The sequence below is a fragment of the Agarivorans aestuarii genome (assembly GCF_019670125.1).
GTDB lineage: Bacteria > Pseudomonadota > Gammaproteobacteria > Enterobacterales > Celerinatantimonadaceae > Agarivorans > Agarivorans aestuarii.
This window is the reverse complement of the sequence record NZ_AP023033.1, coordinates 4,466,078-4,485,442: the sequence shown is the minus strand read 5'-3', so window position 1 is coordinate 4,485,442 and position 19,365 is coordinate 4,466,078. Positions and strand designations below refer to the sequence as shown.

Sequence of the window (19,365 nt, the reverse complement as noted above, 5' to 3'; positions counted from 1 at the left end):
GGCGATTTTACCGATTTACTCCCTTAGCCGCTATTGATTTACCCAAAATCTGTTGGTGATGGCTTGGTTATTGTTTGCTGTTCTCGACTTACTGTTTAGTAAAAGCAATCACCGGATCTTGGTTTTCGGCATCAGGCTTAGCATTTAATCACTAATACTCGCTATTTCACCAAATTATCTAAGCTTTGTCTGATAGCTCGAACTAAAGGGTGTTAAATATATTTTACATTTTAAATATTCTGTGCCAATTTAGTTTTATTGAAACTAGCGCATTTAAGATGGAGTTTTGTAGATAATATGAAGCAGCAGCAAGCCCTTATTGGTGTGATAACCTGCCACAAACCACAGGGATTATACCAAGTGCAAAGCGTCAATGAGTTCTACCTAAACGCTTTGGAAAGTTATGACGCAGCCCCGGTATTGCTGACTCATCAGCTAAAAGGCAGTAGTTTAAAACGAGTATTGGATGGGCTGGACGGAGTGCTATTTACCGGTAGCCATTCTAACGTGCACCCAGAGCTATATGGTGCCCGTCATTTAGAACCTCGTTTAGATCGAGGCCGAGATAGTTTAGCTTTTGCTATTGTTGAATATTCTAAACAGCATGGTTTACCTATTTTGGGTATTTGCCGCGGCTTTCAAGAGATGAACGTGGCCCTTGGCGGAAGTTTGCATCATAAAGTCTATCAGCTCGGTGGTAGTGTTGAGCACCGTGAACCCGACACCGAAGACTTCGCCAAAAAATATGCCGAGCAACATCCTCTGCAGCTTAGCCGAGACAGTTGGCTAAGTGAGTGGCTAGATAGCGAGGTTATTCAGGTTAACTCCCTGCACAACCAAGGCATTAATCAGCTAGCCGAATCACTGTTAGCTGAAGCCCAAGCTGAAGATGGTTTGGTGGAAGCGTTTCGGCTTGCTGAGCATCCGTTTTTCTATGCTGTGCAATGGCATCCCGAGTGGCAAGCCAGCGAAAACAAGGTATCGCAAGCCATTTTTAGTCAGTTTGTGGCAGCAGCAAAACGCCGTGCTGCGTAGCAGTTATTAGGGCCAACAGACCATTGGAGAGCATCATGCAACAACACACTTCGTCTTATTACGCTGCCAGCACAAATAACCAGCGAGAGTTTCCTCAGTTAAACCAAGATATTCGTTGTGATGTTTGCATTATTGGTGCAGGTTTTAGTGGTTTGTCTTCGGCCTTGCACCTCGCCGAGAAAGGTTTCCATGTGGTGGTGTTAGAGAGTGCCAAGGTGGGCTTTGGCGCAACTGGACGTAATGGTGGGCAAGTGGTTAACAGCTATAGTCGCGACGTGGACGTAATTGAGCAGCGCTATGATAAAAATACAGCCCAAGCCTTGAATGAAATGATCTTTGAGGGCGGAGAAATCATCCGTTCTCGCATCGCCCAATATAATATTGAGTGTGACTACCAAGCCGGTGGTGTTTTTGCTGCCAACAACGCTAAGCAGTTTAAAGGCTTACAGGAGCAAAAAGCCAATTGGGAGCGCTTTGGCAATCACCAATTGCAATTGTTAGATAAAGCGGAGTTAGAACAAATAGTAGGGACTACTGCCTACCATGGTGGTTTGTTGGACATGCAAGGTGGGCATATTCATCCGCTTAATCTTGCTCTAGGTGAAGCCGAAGCAGTACTTGGTTTAGGTGGTGAAATCTACGAGCAATCTGCAGTGCTAGATTACCAAGCAGGTGAGCCCGCCAAGGTAACTACCGAACATGGCAGTGTTACTGCTAACTACTTGCTGTTTGCCGGAAATGCCTACTTGGGTGAACTTGAGCCAAAGCTTAGCGATAAGGCGATACGCTGCGGCACCCAAGTGATTGCTACTGAGCCTTTAAGTGATGAGCTGTGTCAGCAGATATTGCCTACTAACTACTGCGTGGAAGATTGTAACTATCTGCTTGATTACTATCGTTTGACTGCAGATAAACGCTTATTGTTTGGCGGTGGGGTGGTTTATGGTGCCAAGCCTTTAGCTTCCATAGAAAAGCAGATTAGACCGAAATTTGAAGCCTTATTCCCGCAGTTAAAAGGAACCGCTGTTGAATATGCTTGGACCGGAAACTTCTTGCTTACATACTCGAGAATGCCTCAGTTTGGCAGGCTCGATAGCAACATTTATTACTTGCAGGGATACAGCGGCCATGGCTTAACCTGTACTCACTTGGCCGGTAAGCTGTTAGCCGAAGTGCTCAGTGACCAAGCGCAGCGTTTTGATGTATTTGCTTCACTTAATCACTATCGTTTTCCGGGAGGGCGGCATTTACAGGTGCCATTCACCGCACTGGGTGCGGTGTATTACAACCTGCGAGATAAATTAGGTATTTAAGCTTGCTTAGTCTTTAGGTTGGCTTACCGAATCGCGTTTTACCAGCGTAGGCACGTATTTATGAATAGGCGCAACACTTTCGCCACTGGCTAACGCTAAAGACATCTCGGCGGCTTCCATCGCCATCATCTCAATAGGGTAACGCATGGTGGTGAGTTTAGGGCGCAAGTAGCGAGACAGTAATACATCATCAAAGCCAATTACCGATACATCTTCGGGTACTCGATAGCCGTTGTCGCAAAGTACAGTGATGGCGCCAGACGCCATGGAGTCGTTGTAAACAATTAAGGCGGTAAAATCTAAGCCACGGGCTAGTAAGTTTTGCGCAGCAATTTCGCCACCAATCTCATTGGGATCTGACGAGGCAATAGCATGCTCGGCCAAAGGCATACCTTGTTCGCTAAGCACTGACTTGACTCCTTCTAAACGTAAGCGTGGATCTTCAATGTCGTAGCTACTGGTGATACAAGCAATGTTCTTATGGCCTAAAGACAACAAGTGGCGAGCAGCCGTTTCTCCGCCAGCTTGGTTGTCTAACCATACGCAGCGGTGGGCAATTTCAGGAATATAACGGTTAATTAGCACCATGGCAGGCACGGCTTCGGCGTAGTCAATTAAGGCTTGATTACTTAGGGCTTTAGAATGCACAACCAAGGCCTGGCAACGTTGTTCTAAGAGTGTTTCAATAGCGCGTTTTTCAGTCTCGGCGCTGACTAAACCATTACTAATTAACAGTTGGATATTGTTGTTGCGGGTTACCTTTTCCACCCCTCCTGCCAAGGTGGCAAAAAATGGGTCGGTGAGTTCACTAAACACCAAACCTAAAGTAGGGTTGGTTTGGGTCACTAAGGCACGTGCATTTGCATTGGGGCGATAGCCTAGCTCTAACATCACCTTTTTTACTAAATCGCGGTTTTTGGCACTTACTTTGGGGCCATTATTGACCACCCGAGATACGGTGGCGACGGAAACACCGGCGGCAGCTGCTACGTCTTTAATTGTGGCCATTTATACTCCAAGAAAAAGATTCTTTCGTGTGACTAAGTTGAAAACACTAGCTTAAGATGTGCTGGCGTCACGACCAGTGACTAGGTGATGTTGTATCTACAATTTAACAAATGTAAATCAAATGTGGAAACGTTTTCCTTTGTTCGCGAGTGTAATCACATATTATCTATGCTTTTTTCGCTGTAGCAGCAGGGTCTGAGCTGTTCTGAAACTGTTAAGAAAAACTGTTACATACACTTGCTCGCCAAGCATTAGCCGCTTAAAGTAGCGCTAGATGCTAACAGCAACAAAATTAAGGAGCGCTGAGTGAGCGTATCAAGAATGTTCCCTGCCACCCGCATGCGTCGAATTCGCCGTCATGACTTCTCTCGCCGCCTAGCCAGTGAAAACCAGTTAAGTGTTGATGATTTGATTTACCCAATGTTTGTGATTGAAGGGGAAAATCAAACCGAAACCGTTGCCTCCATGCCCGGTGTAAAGCGTTTTAGCATCGATCTGCTGTTAAAAGAAGCTGAGCAATTAGTGGCCTTAGGTGTGCCGATGATTGCTCTGTTCCCGGTAACGCCGCTTGAGCAAAAGTCACTGTTGGCAGAGCAAGCCTATGCCGATGATGCACTAGCGCAACGCGCAGTTAGAGCCCTTAAACAAGCCTTTCCGGAACTTGGCATTATGACCGATGTGGCTTTGGATCCCTTCACCACTCATGGTCAAGACGGCATTATTGACGATGACGGCTATGTGCAAAACGACATTACCACTGAGATTTTGGTAAAGCAGGCATTATCACACGCTGCTGCTGGCGCTGATGTGGTGGCTCCTTCGGATATGATGGACGGCAGAATTGCAGCAATTCGTGAAGCCCTAGAAGAAGCTGGTTATCACAACACCATGATCATGGCCTATTCAGCCAAATACGCTTCCAGTTACTACGGGCCGTTTCGCGATGCAGTGGGCAGTTCGGGTAACTTAAAAGGCGGCAATAAAAAGACCTATCAAATGGATCCTGCTAATGGCCAAGAGGCCCTGCACGAAGTGGCCTTAGACATCGAAGAAGGCGCCGATCTGGTCATGGTAAAACCTGGCATGCCTTATTTAGATGTGGTGCGACAAGTTAAAGAAGCCTTTGCGGTGCCTACCTTTGCTTATCAAGTGAGCGGCGAATATGCCATGCATAAAGCAGCTATTGAGAATGGCTGGTTAGCTGAGCGTCCGGTAGTGCTTGAATCTTTACTTGCCTTTAAACGCGCCGGTGCCGATGGCATTTTAACTTACTTCGCTAAAGACGTAGCGCAGTGGCTGGCCGAATCAAAATAAACCCTTACTAGGTACTTGCTAAGCCCCCGTAGAGGGGCTTTATTTTACTATGAAGAAATTACTGTTTGCCCTACTCAGCCTTAGTTTATTGCTTGCTCTGGCGGTATTAATCGCCTTTGCCTTGATGGTTTCTAAGCAAGCCACCGTGCTCACTCCCCCTTCGGTGAGCGGCAGGCAAGTTGCTGATGCCAAAGATTGGCTTAAACAAAACCTCCAGCAATTTCGCAGCTCGCAACAAATCATAGACGTTCAGCTAAGCCAGCAACAGTTAGATGGCCTGTTAGCTTTATCTTCTACCGCGTTTAAAGGTTTAGATGCAGACGCCGCTTTTACCGATGAAAGCTTAACTCTACGTGGGAGTTTTGCTTTGCCTGCGAGTATTTACCAAGGTTATATCAACAACGAAATTAGTTTGTATTCTTCTGCTCACGGCTTGCAGTTTGGCCAATGGAAGATAGGCCAGTTAAATTTGCCTGGCAGCATGGCGCAAGCTATAGCAGTGAGATTGGCCGAGCGTTTATTCCCGGAGTTACAAGCCGATGAGCTATTGGCCAGCATAAAAACAGTAGAAGTTGGCCAACAGCAAGTGGTATTTGAGATTGAGCCCGTAGAGGATTTGGGATTAAAAGTCGCCGGTGCCTATAAGAACCTTAATCAATTGAAGGACCCGCAAGCGGCTAGCTTGCCGGTGGCGGTCTACTATCAAAAGCTGAGCCAGTTAAGAAAACAATATGGTGAGCAGCAAGCCATTTCTTTGTATGACTATCTGTACCCGCTGAGCTTTGATGTCGCAATGCGTGGTGAGCAAAGCGATGTTCTACAAGAACAACAGGCCTTAGTGTGGGCAATGGCGATTTTTTTCAGCCAAGGTACTTTTCAAAAAGTGATGGCGCAACGTTTTGCTGATGACTTGACCCTAGAAGCCGCTCCAAACAACGTTACCCTTGCAGGGCGCAGAGACTTACTGCTGCACTTTGTCTACTCGGCGGGCTTGAGCATGGCTGCAGAGCAAGGTTTTAGTGCTTCAATTGGTGAGTTTAAAGAGCTATTTGATTCTTTAGAGGGTGGCAGTGGTTTTAGTTTTGCCGATCTAGCGGCAGATCGCACTGGCATTGAGTTTGCCGAATCGGCTAAAAACCTTAACAAGGCAGAACAGTTTTTGACTGCAATGCGCTCCGCACGCTCGGAACAGGCATTTTTCCCAAGGATAGATGATTTAGCCGAAGGCATTAGTGAGCAAAGCTTTGCCCAAGTTTATGGCTCTACGGACTCTGAGTTATATCAGCAAAAAGTGTTTTTTATTGACCAGCGCATCGCTCACTTACCGGCTTTTCTTAACCCTGAACACTAGCCAAATATTAGCAAGGCGCTGCCTAGTACACATAAACCGGCGCTAAGCCAGGCCGAGTGAGTAGGCGCTTGTTTGGTGACTATCCATAACAGCGGCAGCACCAACACTGGTGAAGTTGATGATAACAGGGCAACCACTGATACATCGCCATATCGCAGGGCAAACAGCATCAATGTCATGCCTACAGCCATGGCTAAAAAGCCATTGGCGGCGATCATAAGAAATAGCTTTGAGTTAATCGGCTTAAGTGCTCGCGCAAGTTTATAGCCGCTTAGCCATAACAAAAAGTGGGCTGAAAAAGCACTTAGCATTCGCAATGCCGAGCCTGCGACTGGATCAATAGCGCTGTATTCAGGGGCGCTCATCAGTGGTTTTAGCATTACTGTACCCAGGCTTTGGCAGAGCGCTGCCGTTAACCCCAAAGCAACCGCTATACTGACTGAGTCGGTAATTTTTTCCCAGCTGTGCTGTTCACTACGGTGACCAAAACTAACAGCTAATACCACACCTAAGAACAAACAGGCAGCGCCCAATAGCGGCCAACCAAGCAAATCTTCATTAAATAGCCATACCCCTAAAAAGGCAGAGAAAGCGGCGTGACAGGCAAATAACAAGCTGGCGCGGCGTGGTCCTAGGCGGTTCATACAGGCAAACAAGGCGGTGTCGCCAACAAATACGCCAATAAAGCCCGACAAAGCAAACAATCCCGCTTGCGACAGGCTAATCATTTGCCATTGGTTATTGTATAAAGTGGCACCAAGCAGCATTAGGCTAACCAAACCCATGCGCCAGCGGCTATAGGCAAAAGCGCCCATCACTCGGCTAGGGGTTACCGAGATTAAGCTGGTGCAGGCCCAAAGCGCAGCGGCCAGCAAGGCTAACCATTCATAACTCAAGGTATGCTCCTAAAACGCAATTAGAGAGGGCTAAGTGAAACGCTGAGTTAACTTAGGCTGGTACCGCTTGGCTTGGCTGTGCCCAAGTGGTGACAAAGGTATTACGACCTTTGCGTTTGGCAGCATACATGGCATTGTCGGCGTCAATCAACAAACGGGACAAATCTTTTCTTTGGGTTTCAAAGGCAATGCCCATGCTAATGCTAATGGCGAGGTGTTGGTCGTTAACCGAGCAAGGTTTTTCGGCAACTTGTTGGACAATGATATTGGCTAAGTCTTGCGCATGTTGGCGCTGGCAATTGGCCCATAATATACAAAATTCATCACCTCCAAATCGGGCAAACATTGCCTCTTCAGGGAGTTGTTGTTTTACGCAGGCTACAACATGTTTTAGCGCATCATCACCGGTGTGATGACCGTATTGGTCATTAATGTGTTTAAATTTGTCTATATCAAACAGCATTACTGCCATGCTTAATACCGATTCACATTGAGTATCAAGCTGGCGCTCTAACTCTCGGCGATTCAAAATGTTGGTGAGCGGGTCGATGCGCGCTTGCTCAGCAAGGTGGCGATGAGCGCGCTGAGTATCGATAGAAAACAGCTTGGCCACAATACTTAATAGAATGGCGCAGTTAATAAAGACTAAGCCCATAGAACTTCGTTTTTGCTCTACATCACTGGGGAACATAGGGTCGCTCGGCCAGTAGAATACCGCAAAAAAGGCCACGCTTATTAGGGCTAAAATGGCATTGCGAATGGACGGTTTTTCTTGCCATAGCAAAAATGCTACTGGATAAATAACAATAAGATGGAAGAAAATGAAGGACTCGATACCAAACCAACGGGTAGAGGCCAAAGTAATATCGAGAACAAATACCGTTAACAGCCAGGCTCGGGCTAGATCATTTTGATATAACCAGTTAAACAGCAGCGTTAGGGTGTAAGCAAATACCACTAAGCCATTAACCAGCCAGAATTCAACCGCCGTAATGTTGTGCTCAAGCGCTTGAACAATAACGTTTAGGGCAAGTAAAGGCAGACCTATAACCACAAATAGATTGGTCATACGAACGGCGTGACGCTTTCCTTTGCTGGTGCCTATGTTAAGTATCTTGTTGAGCAACCGTGTTCCTTACAGTTAATACTCAAATAAAAACGATTGTATACCTGAAAAAGTAAAACTACTGTGAATTAGCTTAGATCGCGACCGTTTTATCGAAAGTTTGGCAATGTAACCTCGGTTACATTGCCACGTTACTTAATCTAGGTGCTTAATTAACCAGGCTATTGCGTCGGCGTATACAGGCGTCATAAGTGGTTCTAATTTCGCTAAACTTGCTAGTAATTGTGAACGCTCTGCAATGCTGATGTTGATGTGGCCAACTTTACGTCCTGGACGAACGTCTTTGCCATACCAAAATACTTCCACCCCTGGCACGCATAGCCACTGATGATTGTATTCAACACCAATCAGATTAAGCATCACGCTTTGGGTTTTAACTAAAGGTTGTACTAGGGGCAAATCTGCCACGGCTCGGATATGCGCCTCGAACTGACTAAGGCTAGAGCCTGCTTGGGTCCAGTGGCCGCTGTTGTGTACACGAGGTGCTATCTCATTGATCAGCAACTTATCGCCAACCTGGAAGCATTCCATGGTCATTACACCCACGTAATCTAGCGAGTCCATTAGCTTACCAAGCATATTTTCAGCCTGGCCCTGAAGGCTCGCTTTACTCGCAACCGGTGATACCGTGGCTAACAAAATACCTTCATGATGCTGGTTAATCGCCAGTGGGTAGAATGCGGTGTCACCGTTGGCGTGGCGCATACCAATAAGTGATACTTCTTCGTCGAAGCCTATCGCTTGTTCAGCAATACAATGATCTAACCAGTCTTGTGGAATGGCACGTTGTTCAGCGTTGCCGCTAAGTTTTAACCAATGCTGGCCTTTGCCGTCGTAGCCGCCGGAGCGCTGTTTTAGCAATACTCGTTCGCCTAACTCAGCAAACAGTTGTTCAGCGCTGTGACCTTGTTTTACGTCTACCCAAGGCGCTGTGGCTAAGCCTAAGCGGTCGAGCAATTTCTTTTGGCTTGCTCGGTCAGCTAGCTGAGCTAAAGCCGGGCCGTTAAGAAAGCTTGAGTGTTGAGTAAGCTGCTCGGTGGCTGGCGTTACTGGCCAGTGCTCGCGCTCAACGGTAATTATGTCGTTGGCAGCGATATCAAAGGTATCAGTCTCGTCAGTTTCTACTGGGCGAACCTCAATGTTTAATGGTTGCGCTGCGTGTTTTAGCATTGCTCCCAATTGGCCCGCACCTAAAATCCAAATCTTATTCATTTTGCTTACCACTACTCAGCTACGCGAGGATCAGGGTGGGCTAATACTGATTCTGTTTGGGCACTGCGGAAAGCCTCGATACGCCCAGCTAGTTCTGGGTTAGTAGTAGCTAAAATCTGTGCAGCAAACAATCCCGCGTTATAAGCACCAGCAGTACCAATGGCAAGTGTACCCACGGCTACGCCTTTGGGCATTTGAGCAATTGATAACAAGCTATCCATACCATTTAATGCTTTGCTTTGAACTGGTACACCGAGTACCGGTAAACGGGTTTTAGAGGCCACCATGCCTGGTAGGTGAGCAGCACCGCCAGCACCACCAATAATTACCTTGATACCGCGATCGGCAGCATTGGCTGAAAATTCCATTAGTTTGTCGGGAGTGCGGTGAGCACTAACCACTTCAACCTCAAATTCAACGCCTAATTGTTGTAGTACTTCGGCGGCGTTTTCCATAGTTGGCCAATCACTTTTTGACCCCATGATGATGGCAACTTGTGGTTGTGGCATTGTATTCTCCTCGACTTAAATAGCACAGTGGTAACACGTTTCTGAGCGACAACAAAATTGTTGTCTATTTGCGCGCGCAGTTTGCCAGCCTTGCCCGCTAAGGTCAATATTAGCGCAGTGTTAGCCGATAAAATCGAATTTTGTACTAGCTAAATAGTGCTTTGTTTGGGTAAACCTTGAGGTGTTTGCTAATTTTATGATGTTTCCCCCTTTCTCAATACGAATTGGTCAGATTTGGACTACTGTTAAAATAGTGCCTTAGCCTTCTGCTTTCGAAAAATTTCATTCGCCTCTAAGGAGAGAAGCAATGTGGAAACTTGTAGCATTTTTGTCTCTACTCAGTACCCAGCTTATGGCGGCAAACGTAGAGTTACGCTTGCCTGCTTATTCCGATGATTCACACATTTATTATCACGAACTGCTAGAGCAAGCCTTACTTGAAGCAGGGCATCAACCGGTGATTGATATTCCCTCAGCCAACTTGCCGCAAAAACGGGCTGAGTCGATGCTACGTAACGGCCAATTAAGCTTGGTGTGGCTGTTGGCTTCAGCTGAGCGAGATAAAGATCCCAATTTTACTCCTGTTCGAATAGGCTTAACTAATGGTTTAATTGGTCATCGACTATTGCTAGTGCCACGCTCAGAAGTGGATGCTTATCGCTTTGTGAATACTTTAGAGGATTTTCAGAATCTTGATAAAATCGGTGGCTTTGGCAAAAATTGGTTTGATGTAGACGTTTGGCAAGCTAACCAGCTAAAAACTGTTGAAGTTGATGGAGAGTGGCGGCGCTTATATAAAATGGTGGCAAACCATAAGCGCGGTATCGATTATTTCTCACGCGGGTTTACTGAGATAATTAACGATTCCTTACATCATCCTTATCTGGCCATAGAGCCTTATCTTATCTTGCAATATGAGCGTGATTTTCAGTTTTACGTGAGTAACTCTCAGCCTGAGCTAGCCGCTATTATCGAAGATGCCTTAAAAAAAGCCGAAGACAGTGGGTTGCTGGATAAACTAATTGAGGAATATTGGCGTGAAGATTTTGATCTACTTAATTATCGACGGCGAGTAAAAATTGAGCTGAAAACACCACAATAGGATTGAACCATGATGATTCTCTGTAGTTGAATTTTGTTCGAGACAAAATGTGTTAGGCGCGGCAAGGCTTGTATAGCCTAGTCATTTTAAGTAAATACTAACAAAGCCCTTCAATTATTTCTAAGGGGTAACCCGCTTGGCTTTGTACTTTGGCCTCTAGGTCTAGTTCGGCTGCACGTAAAGGATGTTGTTCATTCCAGGTGGGTGGGAAACACAGCCGCCAATCCTCTTCGGCTTGAAACAAGCTTGTTTTAGGTACGCTGCCTTCAGTGCGGCGCATACATACGATAATGGCAATGCGTAGCAATCTTGCGAGCACTAGAGCTTCGGGCTTTTCTAAAGCATTTTGCTGGGCAAGTAGTTCGCTTTGCCAATCACCCCGTTGGTTTAACAACAAACTGGATACAAAGTGTTTTTGTGCACTGCTAAAGCCAGGCAAATCTGAGTGATCAATTATGTAAGCGGCGTGTTGTGGCGCTTTTTTAAACTCGATATTTAAACCTACTTCGTGGAACATGGCTGCCCACTTCAGCAAGCTTATAGCGCGATTACTTAGCTTAGGTGTTACTTGCTGCGCCATGCCTAAGGCGCAATTTGCCACTCGTTCGGCGTGCTGCTTGTCGATGCGATGACGTTTTACAAAGCTTTCTACGGTGCGAGCTCTAACGCTGCTGGTCTCTTTTTGGCTGAGTAAGCCATAAACCAAGCCTTCACGCAAAGCGCCTCCTGCCAAAGAAAGTGACTCTATTTGCAGGCTTTCGAACAGGGCTATTAATATAGCTAAACCCGAAGCAAATACGGGCTTGCGCTCTGCTAACAGACCTAGTATTTCAAGCTTCTCAAGGGAGCCGCAAGCAACAACCTGTTGCTGAATGTTTTTTAGTTTTGGATAGGTGATGCGTTCATCGAGACCTTGAGCGGTAACAATTTCTAACAATGCTTGAATGGTGCCAGAGGCGCCAACACTGCTTTGCCAGCCTAGTCGACGGTAATCACTGAGTACAGGGCTAATGACGTCTTTAGCCGCATCAATGGCGAGCTCAAAATTGGCTTCGTTGAGTTCTAGTTGAAAGAAACGCTTCTGCCAAGTAACACAGCCCATGTCGAGGCTATTAAGCAGCAAGGCTTCGCTTTGCTCGCCAACCACTAGCTCGGTACTGGCACCGCCAATATCAATAACTAAACGCTTACCACTGCCGCTGCTGGTATGTGCCACGCCGCGGTAAATGATTTTGGCTTCGGTTTCGCCACTAATGATATGGATTTTGTGGTTGAGGATTTTTTCGGCTTGTCGCAAAAACTCATCGGCATTAGTTGCGCGACGCAAGGTTGCGGTGGCAACAATTTTAATTTGCGCTTCTGGAATGTCTCTTAGCTGCTCAGCAAACAAACTTAAGCATTGCCAGCCACGCACCATTGATGCGTGGTCGAGCTTGTCGTTGGCATCTAAGCCAGCGGCTAAGCGCACCTTTCTTTTCACCTTGGCAATGGTTTGCACGCTTCCGCTCAGCTCCCGAACAATTAACATGTGGAAGCTGTTGGAACCTAAATCAATGGCTGCATATAGGGGTGAAACTTTAGACACGTTATTCCTTGAATCTACTGCTTAGTGACGCTGACGTCGCTGATTAGAATGACCACTATTGCCGCGACTATTGTTGCGGTTACCGCCACGGCTATTATTACCTTTGGCGCGATGAACTCGCGTTGCCTTGGGTAAATCACGCATTAGCGCTTCGGTATCATACTGGCTTACCGGCACCGGGTGCTTAATGTACTCTTCAATGGCGGGCAGGTTAAATACATACTCTTCACAGGCAAGACTGATGGCATGGCCACTCGCACCGGCACGACCTGTTCGACCAATACGATGAACGTAGTCTTCGGCATCGTCTGGCAAGTCATAGTTGAAAACATGAGTTACCGAAGGAATGTGCAAGCCACGTGCAGCAACATCGGTAGCCACTAATACGTCAAGCTTACCTTCGGTGAACTGTTCAAGTATTTGCACCCGTTTGCGCTGAGGAATATCACCGGTTAGCAAACCAACGCGATGTTTGTCGGCGCTCAAGTGGCCCCAAATATCTTCACAACGGTGCTTGGTATTAGCAAAAATAATAGCGCGTTCTGGCCACTCTTCTTCTATTAAGGTTTGCAACAAGGCCATTTTGTCGTCATTCGACGGGTAAAATAGTTCTTCTTGAATGCGAGCGCCGGTCATTTGTTCGGGCTCTACAATAACGTGTTCTGGGTCGTTCATGTGCTCAAATGCCAATTCTTTCACTTTGAAAGATAGCGTGGCAGAGAACAGCATGTTTAAGCGCGCTTTTGGCTCTGGCATGCGACGCATTAAATAGCGAATGTCTTTAATGAAACCAAGGTCGAACATGCGGTCGGCTTCATCTAATACCATAGCTTGCACGGCGTTTAGGCTAAATGCACCTTGTTTGAAGTAATCGATCATTCGCCCGGTAGTACCGATAAGAATGTCTACACCTTCATCTAAAGTAGCTCGTTGACTTGCATACCCTTCACCGCCATAAACCAAACCCAACTTGAGGCCGGTTGCTTTAGCAAGCAAGCGCGCATCGTTATGAATTTGTATGGCTAATTCGCGGGTTGGTGCGAGAATAATCGCACGCGGTTGATTTTGTTGGCGCGTTTCAGGCATTGCTGTGGTCAGCAAATGATTAAACGTAGCCACTAAAAAGGCTAGAGTTTTTCCCGTACCGGTCTGAGCTTGGCCTGCAATATCTTTACCTTTGGTTAAGATGGGTAGGCTTTGCGCTTGGATAGGGGTGCAATTGTGATAGCCGTGCTGCTCTAAGGCGGTTAATACCGTATCCTGCAGTCCTAACTCGGCAAATCGTAGTTCAGTTAAATGTGTTTTGCTCATTGCGTAAGCATATCACAGCTAAGTGGCACTACCAGCACCCATTCTCAGTAAATGTGTTGAGTTATTTGGGGCTGTGATCTATGCGCTGAGAATTTCTGGTTAATTCCCATCAATGACTAAGCTGCAGGAGCTTGTAGCTTGTAATTATATGGCTAGATCCCATTTCTTTTATTTAGCACCGTGATCTTAAGATCAAAACTAAATAGGCGATCTCTAGCTAGCACTTATGTTAATTGGTAGTAGCTTAGATTCCCTTGGAATGAGCTTAGGCTTGCATTCATTGGTCGGATCATTTCAAATAGTCATGAAATTATCGAGACAGATAACATAGAATTTTGGAGTATTAAATGAGCGATAAATTGGTTCAGCTGAGCGATGACAGCTTCGACGCAGACGTACTAAACTCAAGCACACCAGTACTAGTTGATTTCTGGGCTGAGTGGTGTGGACCTTGTAAAATGATTGCCCCTATCCTTGACGAAGTAGCTGAAGAATACGACGGAAAAGTAGTGGTAGGTAAGCTAAACATCGACCAAAACGCTGGCACACCGCCAAAGTTTGGTATTCGCGGAATTCCAACTTTACTGCTGTTTAAAGACGGTAAAGTAGCTGCTACTAAGGTTGGCGCCCTGTCAAAAGCCCAACTAACAGCGTTTTTAGACGAAAACCTGTAGTAACAATGTGAGCAGGTCGACATTCGTTGCCTGCTTTTGCTGGATCTTTCTCCACATTAGTGCTAATTTTATTTTCGAATTTTTCCTACGCCTGTAATAAAGGCTACCTCTTGGCCGGCTAAACAGTCGAGTAAGCATCTCTACTTTACCTAACTCACGCTGCTGTCAGCCTATTTCGATAAAAATTGAAAACTCACCATTATGAATCTAACTGAGCTAAAAAATACCCCCGTCCATGAACTGATTACGTTAGGCGAGTCCATGGGTTTAGAAAACCTAGCCCGTTTGCGTAAGCAAGACATTATCTTCTCGATCTTAAAAGCTCACGCAAAAAGCGGCGAAGCGATTTTTGGTCATGGTGTGCTGGAGATTTTGCAAGATGGCTTCGGCTTTTTACGTAGCGCCGACAGCTCTTACTTAGCTGGTCCTGACGATATTTATGTTTCTCCAAGTCAAATCCGTCGATTTAACTTGCGTACCGGTGATACGGTAGAAGGTAAGATTCGCCCTCCTAAAGAAGGTGAGCGTTACTTCGCGTTGCTTAAAATTGGCATCGTTAACCACGACAAGCCAGAGAACTCGCGTAACAAAATCTTATTTGAAAATTTAACCCCGCTGCACGCTAACGACCGTTTGCGCATGGAGCGAGGTAATGGTGCAACCGAAGATATCACTGCACGTGTATTGGATTTAGCCTCACCTATTGGTAAAGGTCAACGTGGTTTGATTGTTGCTCCGCCAAAAGCCGGTAAAACCATGTTGCTGCAAAACATTGCGCAAAACGTGGCGTTTAACCACCCTGAGTGTGAATTGATTGTTTTACTGATCGATGAGCGCCCAGAAGAAGTGACCGAGATGCAGCGTTTGGTTCGTGGTGAAGTAATTGCTTCTACCTTTGATGAGCCTGCTAGCCGTCACGTTCAAGTGGCTGAAATGGTAATCGAAAAAGCTAAGCGCTTAGTAGAGCACAAAAAAGATGTGATCATCTTGCTTGACTCAATTACCCGTTTAGCGCGTGCCTACAACACGGTAATTCCTTCATCTGGTAAGGTATTAACCGGTGGTGTAGACGCCAATGCATTGCATCGCCCTAAGCGTTTCTTTGGTGCGGCACGTAACGTTGAAGAAGGTGGCAGCTTAACCATTATTGCTACCGCTCTTGTAGATACCGGTTCAAAAATGGACGAAGTGATTTACGAAGAGTTTAAAGGTACCGGTAACATGGAACTGCACTTAAGCCGTAAAATTGCAGAAAAACGTGTTTACCCTGCCATCGACATTAACCGTTCAGGTACTCGTCGTGAAGAGTTACTCACCAGTGCAGAAGAGCTACAGAAAATGTGGATCTTACGCAAGATTGTTCACCCAATGGACGAGACTGGCGCAATGGAGTTCTTAATTGATAAATTGGCAATGACCAAAACCAATGACGAATTCTTTAACGCGATGAAAGCACAGAAGAAATAAACAAAAAACTGGCCGTTAATTCGGCCAGTTTCATTTTGGATGATGAAACGCTTTCTGTTAGTTTTAGGGCTATTTTTTCAATTTTCTGTTCTCGCTGAGCAGCAAGGTCCTAATCCTCTTTCCCAGCCGCTTTACCAAGATGTTCCATTGATGATATTGCAACGTAGCGTAGATACGCTGATGCAAAATCAACCGGCTTGGATCATCGACTTACTGCCAAATTTGCGCCCTGAAGACCGCGAAGCTTTGCTTTTTCAAAGCTTGCGCTATTTGCATCAAAACAAGCATATTCCCGATCAAACCTTAAAAAACTGGCTACTTGAGCTTGCGTCTGAGCGACCCGTGGTACGTGAAGCGGCAGTGATTGATGGCTACGAAGTCATACGTCCTAGCTATGATTACCCTGCTTTGGCACGAAGTTTAATTTTGAATAAGCTATCTGCCGAGCGCTCGCAACTTTATCTCAGTGAATTACTTCGAGATGAATTCCAATGGTCGCTGATCTTTCGAAAGAACAATCCCTTATTATTGGCGCAGCAGCTGGATGTAATGCGTGCTTTTGCTCAGTTAAATTCGGAGCAGCTTGAATATGTAAAACTGCATATGCCTGAGCGTTTGTATTTCCCAGATAATAACGTGCGAGTTGCTATGGCAATAGGTATTGGCAGTGATGAAGCGTTGGCCGAAGTACTGAGCCTGCCAATGGATCAATATAGTGTGTCGTTGCTTGAGTGGCTTATTCAGCGGTTACCGGCAGAGCGTGCCTATCACTTGCTTCGCGGAGCAGCAGAAAATCCAGAATTGTTGTATTTTTCATACAGTGCGATTGCTCGTTTAGGTAGAGTATATCCTCCCGCTGCCCAGTTTATTTTGGCGCAGTTTAGAGAATCAGAACATCAAGAGTTGGCTGCGATGGTAATGATTGAGATGCAATCTCAATAGCCACTACAGTTATAAGACCAGGTTATAACAATGAAATATAAAGACTTGAGAGATTTCATTGATTTGCTAGAGCAGCGTGGTGAGCTTAAGCGAATCAGTGTAGAAGTATCTACCGAACTGGAAATGACCGAAATATGTGACCGCACCTTAAAGGCTGGCGGGCCGGCATTGCTGTTTGAGAACGTTAAAGGCCATTCTATGCCAGTGCTAGGTAACTTATTTGGTACGCCAGAGCGCGTTGCGCTGGGCATGGGTCAGGAGTCGGTATCAGCCTTGCGCGAAGTAGGCACTTGGCTGTCTTACCTTAAAGAACCAGAGCCGCCCAAGGGTTTAAAAGAGCTTTGGGAAAAGCTGCCAATATTTAAGCAAGTACTTAATATGCCAACTAAAAAACTGCGCTCAGCTCCTTGCCAAGAAATTGTATGGAGTGGTGATGAGGTTGATTTAGATAAACTACCTATTCAGCATTGCTGGCCTGGCGATGTAGCGCCTTTGGTTACATGGGGACTGACTATTACCCGTGGCCCCTATAAAAAGCGCCAAAACCTAGGTATTTATCGCCAGCAAAAACTAGCTAAAAACAAACTGATTATGCGCTGGTTATCGCATCGCGGTGGCGCGATAGACTTTCGTGAATTCCAAGAGCTTAATCCTGGCAAACCTTATCCTGTGTCAGTGGCCTTGGGCGCAGATCCCGCGACCATTTTGGGTGCGGTAACACCGGTACCGGATACCTTATCCGAATATGCTTTTGCCGGCCTGCTGCGAGGCGGTAGAACCGAAACGGTTCAATGTATAAGTAATGACTTAGAAGTGCCGGCCAGTGCTGAATTAGTTTTAGAAGGGTATTTAGAGCCCAATGAAACGGCGCCAGAAGGGCCTTATGGTGACCACACCGGTTATTACAACGAAGTGGACGAGTTTCCAGTATTCACCATCACGCATATCACGATGCGTAAAGATCCCATTTACCACAGCACCTACACTGGTCGTCCACCCGATGAACCCGCTGTATTGGGCGTTGCCTTAAACGAGGTCTTTGTACCTATTCTACAAAAGCAGTTTCCAGAAATTGTGGATTTTTACTTGCCGCCAGAAGGGTGCTCTTACCGAATGGCCGTGGTTACGATTAAAAAGCAATATCCTGGTCATGCAAAACGGGTGATGTTGGGTGTGTGGTCGTTCTTACGACAGTTTATGTATACCAAGTTTGTCATCGTTTGTGATGATGATATCAACGCGCGCTCTTGGCAGGATGTAATATGGGCCATTACTACGCGAATGGATCCATCGCGCGATACCACCTTAATCGACCATACGCCTATCGATTACTTGGATTTTGCTTCACCAGTCTCTGGTTTAGGTTCCAAAATGGGAATGGATGCGACTAATAAATGGCCCGGTGAAACTAATCGAGAGTGGGGCGAAGTGATTGAAATGGCTCCCGAAGTGAAACAGCGTGTCGATAGTATTTGGGCGCAATTAGGCATAGACTAATGGCCAGCTATTTTCGAGTAAGGCTTGCACAGAAAGAGTTTAGTGTAGAGCACAAGCAAACAGTGCTTGAAGCAGCCTTAGCACAGGGCATCGATTGGCCACATCGTTGTCGCCAAGGTGGCTGTTGCAGTTGTTTGGCCCGGTGTACATCCGGCGAGATTATTTACCTTGGAATGGCGCCAATGCTAAGTGAAGCAGAACAAGCCAAAGGCTGGTTCTTAGCTTGCCTAGCCAGTGCAAAATCAGATTTGAATATAAGTTTAGAAGGGTGAAAGTATGAAGCGCATTAGTTGCAAGGTTGCATCGGTCTCGCCGATTTTAGATGATATTTTTAATGTTGAATTACAGCCACAAGAGAGCCAGAGCTTTGTGGCTGGCCAGTATCTACAAATTGTTATGGCAGAAGACGATAAACGACCGTTTTCATTAGCCAGTTCACCCGAGCAAAGTGAAGTATTGGAACTGCATATTGGTGCGCCAGAAGGTAACCCTTATGCCCGACAAGTCATCGATAAATTGAAGAAAAGTGGTGAGATTGAAGTTGAAATGCCCTTTGGTAATGCCGGCTTTGATGAAACTAGCCAGCGACCTATTTTGATAATGGTAGGCGGTACCGGCTTTTCTTATGCTAAATCGATCATCGAACATATTGTTGATACTGAGCAAGATCGCGAGATTTATTTGTATTGGGGCGGTCGTAACTTAGGTGGTTTGTATTTGCATGAGTTAGCTTACCAATGGGAAGAATTAGATCAGGTTAAATTTGTGCCAGTGCTTGAGCAAGCTATGCCGCAGTGGACTGGTAAAAAAGGTCTGGTGCACGAAGCTGTGCTTGAAGACTTTGCCGATATGAGCGCCCTAGAGGTGTACATTGCTGGCCGTTTTGAAATGGCCGATGTCGCGCGTACTGCTTTTATTAAGCAAGGGCTACCGATAGAGCAATTACATGGCGATGCTTACGAATTTATCTAAGGTATTTAGAGCGTAAAAAAGGCGAGCTAAGCTCGCCTTTTTTGTGTTTGA

General features: G+C 46.0%; 18 protein-coding genes. 11 read left to right on the top strand and 7 right to left on the bottom strand.

The features are described 5' to 3' along the window. The first annotated feature begins 297 nt into the window (after window positions 1-297). Window positions 298-1,035: a gamma-glutamyl-gamma-aminobutyrate hydrolase family protein gene (locus K5609_RS20725; protein ID WP_221075281.1), complete on the top strand. Its 738-nt coding sequence runs from the start codon at window positions 298-300 to the stop codon at window positions 1,033-1,035. 35 nt (window positions 1,036-1,070) lie between these two features. Then, window positions 1,071-2,348, top strand: coding sequence for an NAD(P)/FAD-dependent oxidoreductase (locus K5609_RS20720; RefSeq protein ID WP_221075280.1), 1,278 nt, complete (start codon window positions 1,071-1,073; stop codon window positions 2,346-2,348). Window positions 2,349-2,354: 6 nt separating this feature from the next. Here the strand turns inward: K5609_RS20720 and K5609_RS20715 are convergent, their stop codons facing one another. Further along, window positions 2,355-3,356 (bottom strand): LacI family DNA-binding transcriptional regulator, encoded by a 1,002-nt coding sequence (locus K5609_RS20715; RefSeq protein ID WP_221075279.1) that lies wholly within the window; start codon window positions 3,354-3,356, stop codon window positions 2,355-2,357. Window positions 3,357-3,677: 321 nt separating this feature from the next. Between K5609_RS20715 and hemB the strand changes: the two genes are divergently transcribed. Next, a complete protein-coding gene (gene hemB / locus K5609_RS20710) occupies window positions 3,678-4,670 on the top strand; it encodes a porphobilinogen synthase (RefSeq protein WP_221077325.1) in 993 nt (330 codons plus the stop codon). Between the two features lie 49 nt (window positions 4,671-4,719). Next, window positions 4,720-6,021, top strand: coding sequence for a YfiM family lipoprotein (locus K5609_RS20705; RefSeq protein ID WP_221075278.1), 1,302 nt, complete (start codon window positions 4,720-4,722; stop codon window positions 6,019-6,021). Here the strand turns inward: K5609_RS20705 and K5609_RS20700 are convergent. The 4 genes from K5609_RS20700 to purE form a co-directional block, all read right to left on the bottom strand. Next, window positions 6,018-6,917, bottom strand: coding sequence for a DMT family transporter (locus K5609_RS20700; RefSeq protein ID WP_221075277.1), 900 nt, complete (start codon window positions 6,915-6,917; stop codon window positions 6,018-6,020). The genes K5609_RS20705 and K5609_RS20700 overlap by 4 nt on opposite strands. A 52-nt stretch (window positions 6,918-6,969) precedes the next feature. Further along, on the bottom strand, window positions 6,970-8,043 hold the full coding sequence (locus K5609_RS20695) for a GGDEF domain-containing protein (RefSeq protein WP_221075276.1): 1,074 nt from the start codon (window positions 8,041-8,043) through the stop codon (window positions 6,970-6,972). Window positions 8,044-8,178: 135 nt separating this feature from the next. Continuing rightward, the gene (gene purK / locus K5609_RS20690; RefSeq protein ID WP_246611910.1) at window positions 8,179-9,255 is read right to left on the bottom strand and encodes a 5-(carboxyamino)imidazole ribonucleotide synthase; all 1,077 of its coding nucleotides are present in this window, start codon (window positions 9,253-9,255) and stop codon (window positions 8,179-8,181) included. An 11-nt stretch (window positions 9,256-9,266) separates the two neighbouring features. Then, entirely contained in the window at window positions 9,267-9,764 is a 498-nt protein-coding gene (gene purE / locus K5609_RS20685) for a 5-(carboxyamino)imidazole ribonucleotide mutase (protein WP_221075274.1), read from the bottom strand. A 307-nt stretch (window positions 9,765-10,071) separates the two neighbouring features. Between purE and K5609_RS20680 the strand changes: the two genes are divergently transcribed. Then, window positions 10,072-10,866: a hypothetical protein gene (locus K5609_RS20680; RefSeq protein WP_221075273.1), complete on the top strand. Its 795-nt coding sequence runs from the start codon at window positions 10,072-10,074 to the stop codon at window positions 10,864-10,866. Window positions 10,867-10,963: 97 nt separating this feature from the next. Here K5609_RS20680 and gppA read toward each other — a convergent pair whose 3' ends face one another. Together gppA and rhlB are read right to left on the bottom strand one after the other, a co-directional pair. Then, a complete protein-coding gene (gene gppA / locus K5609_RS20675) occupies window positions 10,964-12,451 on the bottom strand; it encodes a guanosine-5'-triphosphate,3'-diphosphate diphosphatase (RefSeq protein ID WP_221075272.1) in 1,488 nt (495 codons plus the stop codon). A 21-nt stretch (window positions 12,452-12,472) separates the two neighbouring features. Then, window positions 12,473-13,762 (bottom strand): ATP-dependent RNA helicase RhlB, encoded by a 1,290-nt coding sequence (gene rhlB, locus K5609_RS20670; RefSeq protein WP_221075271.1) that lies wholly within the window; start codon window positions 13,760-13,762, stop codon window positions 12,473-12,475. A 347-nt stretch (window positions 13,763-14,109) separates the two neighbouring features. Between rhlB and trxA the strand changes: the two genes are divergently transcribed. The 6 genes from trxA to fre all read left to right on the top strand — a co-directional run bounded on the left by trxA (window position 14,110) and on the right by fre (window position 19,314). Further along, entirely contained in the window at window positions 14,110-14,436 is a 327-nt protein-coding gene (trxA, locus tag K5609_RS20665; protein ID WP_221075270.1) for a thioredoxin TrxA, read from the top strand. Window positions 14,437-14,637: 201 nt separating this feature from the next. Beyond that, window positions 14,638-15,903, top strand: coding sequence for a transcription termination factor Rho (gene rho / locus K5609_RS20660; protein ID WP_221075269.1), 1,266 nt, complete (start codon window positions 14,638-14,640; stop codon window positions 15,901-15,903). Between the two features lie 39 nt (window positions 15,904-15,942). After that, window positions 15,943-16,845, top strand: coding sequence for a hypothetical protein (locus tag K5609_RS20655; RefSeq protein ID WP_221075268.1), 903 nt, complete (start codon window positions 15,943-15,945; stop codon window positions 16,843-16,845). Window positions 16,846-16,875: 30 nt separating this feature from the next. Continuing rightward, complete coding sequence (gene ubiD / locus K5609_RS20650; protein WP_221075267.1) at window positions 16,876-18,342, top strand: 4-hydroxy-3-polyprenylbenzoate decarboxylase; 1,467 nt, start codon at window positions 16,876-16,878, stop codon at window positions 18,340-18,342. Beyond that, window positions 18,342-18,614, top strand: coding sequence for a 2Fe-2S iron-sulfur cluster-binding protein (locus K5609_RS20645; protein ID WP_221075266.1), 273 nt, complete (start codon window positions 18,342-18,344; stop codon window positions 18,612-18,614). The genes ubiD and K5609_RS20645 overlap by 1 nt, the downstream gene beginning before the upstream one ends. 4 nt (window positions 18,615-18,618) lie before the next feature. Continuing rightward, the gene (gene fre / locus K5609_RS20640) at window positions 18,619-19,314 is read left to right on the top strand and encodes an NAD(P)H-flavin reductase (RefSeq protein ID WP_221075265.1); all 696 of its coding nucleotides are present in this window, start codon (window positions 18,619-18,621) and stop codon (window positions 19,312-19,314) included. Window positions 19,315-19,365: the final 51 nt, after the last annotated feature.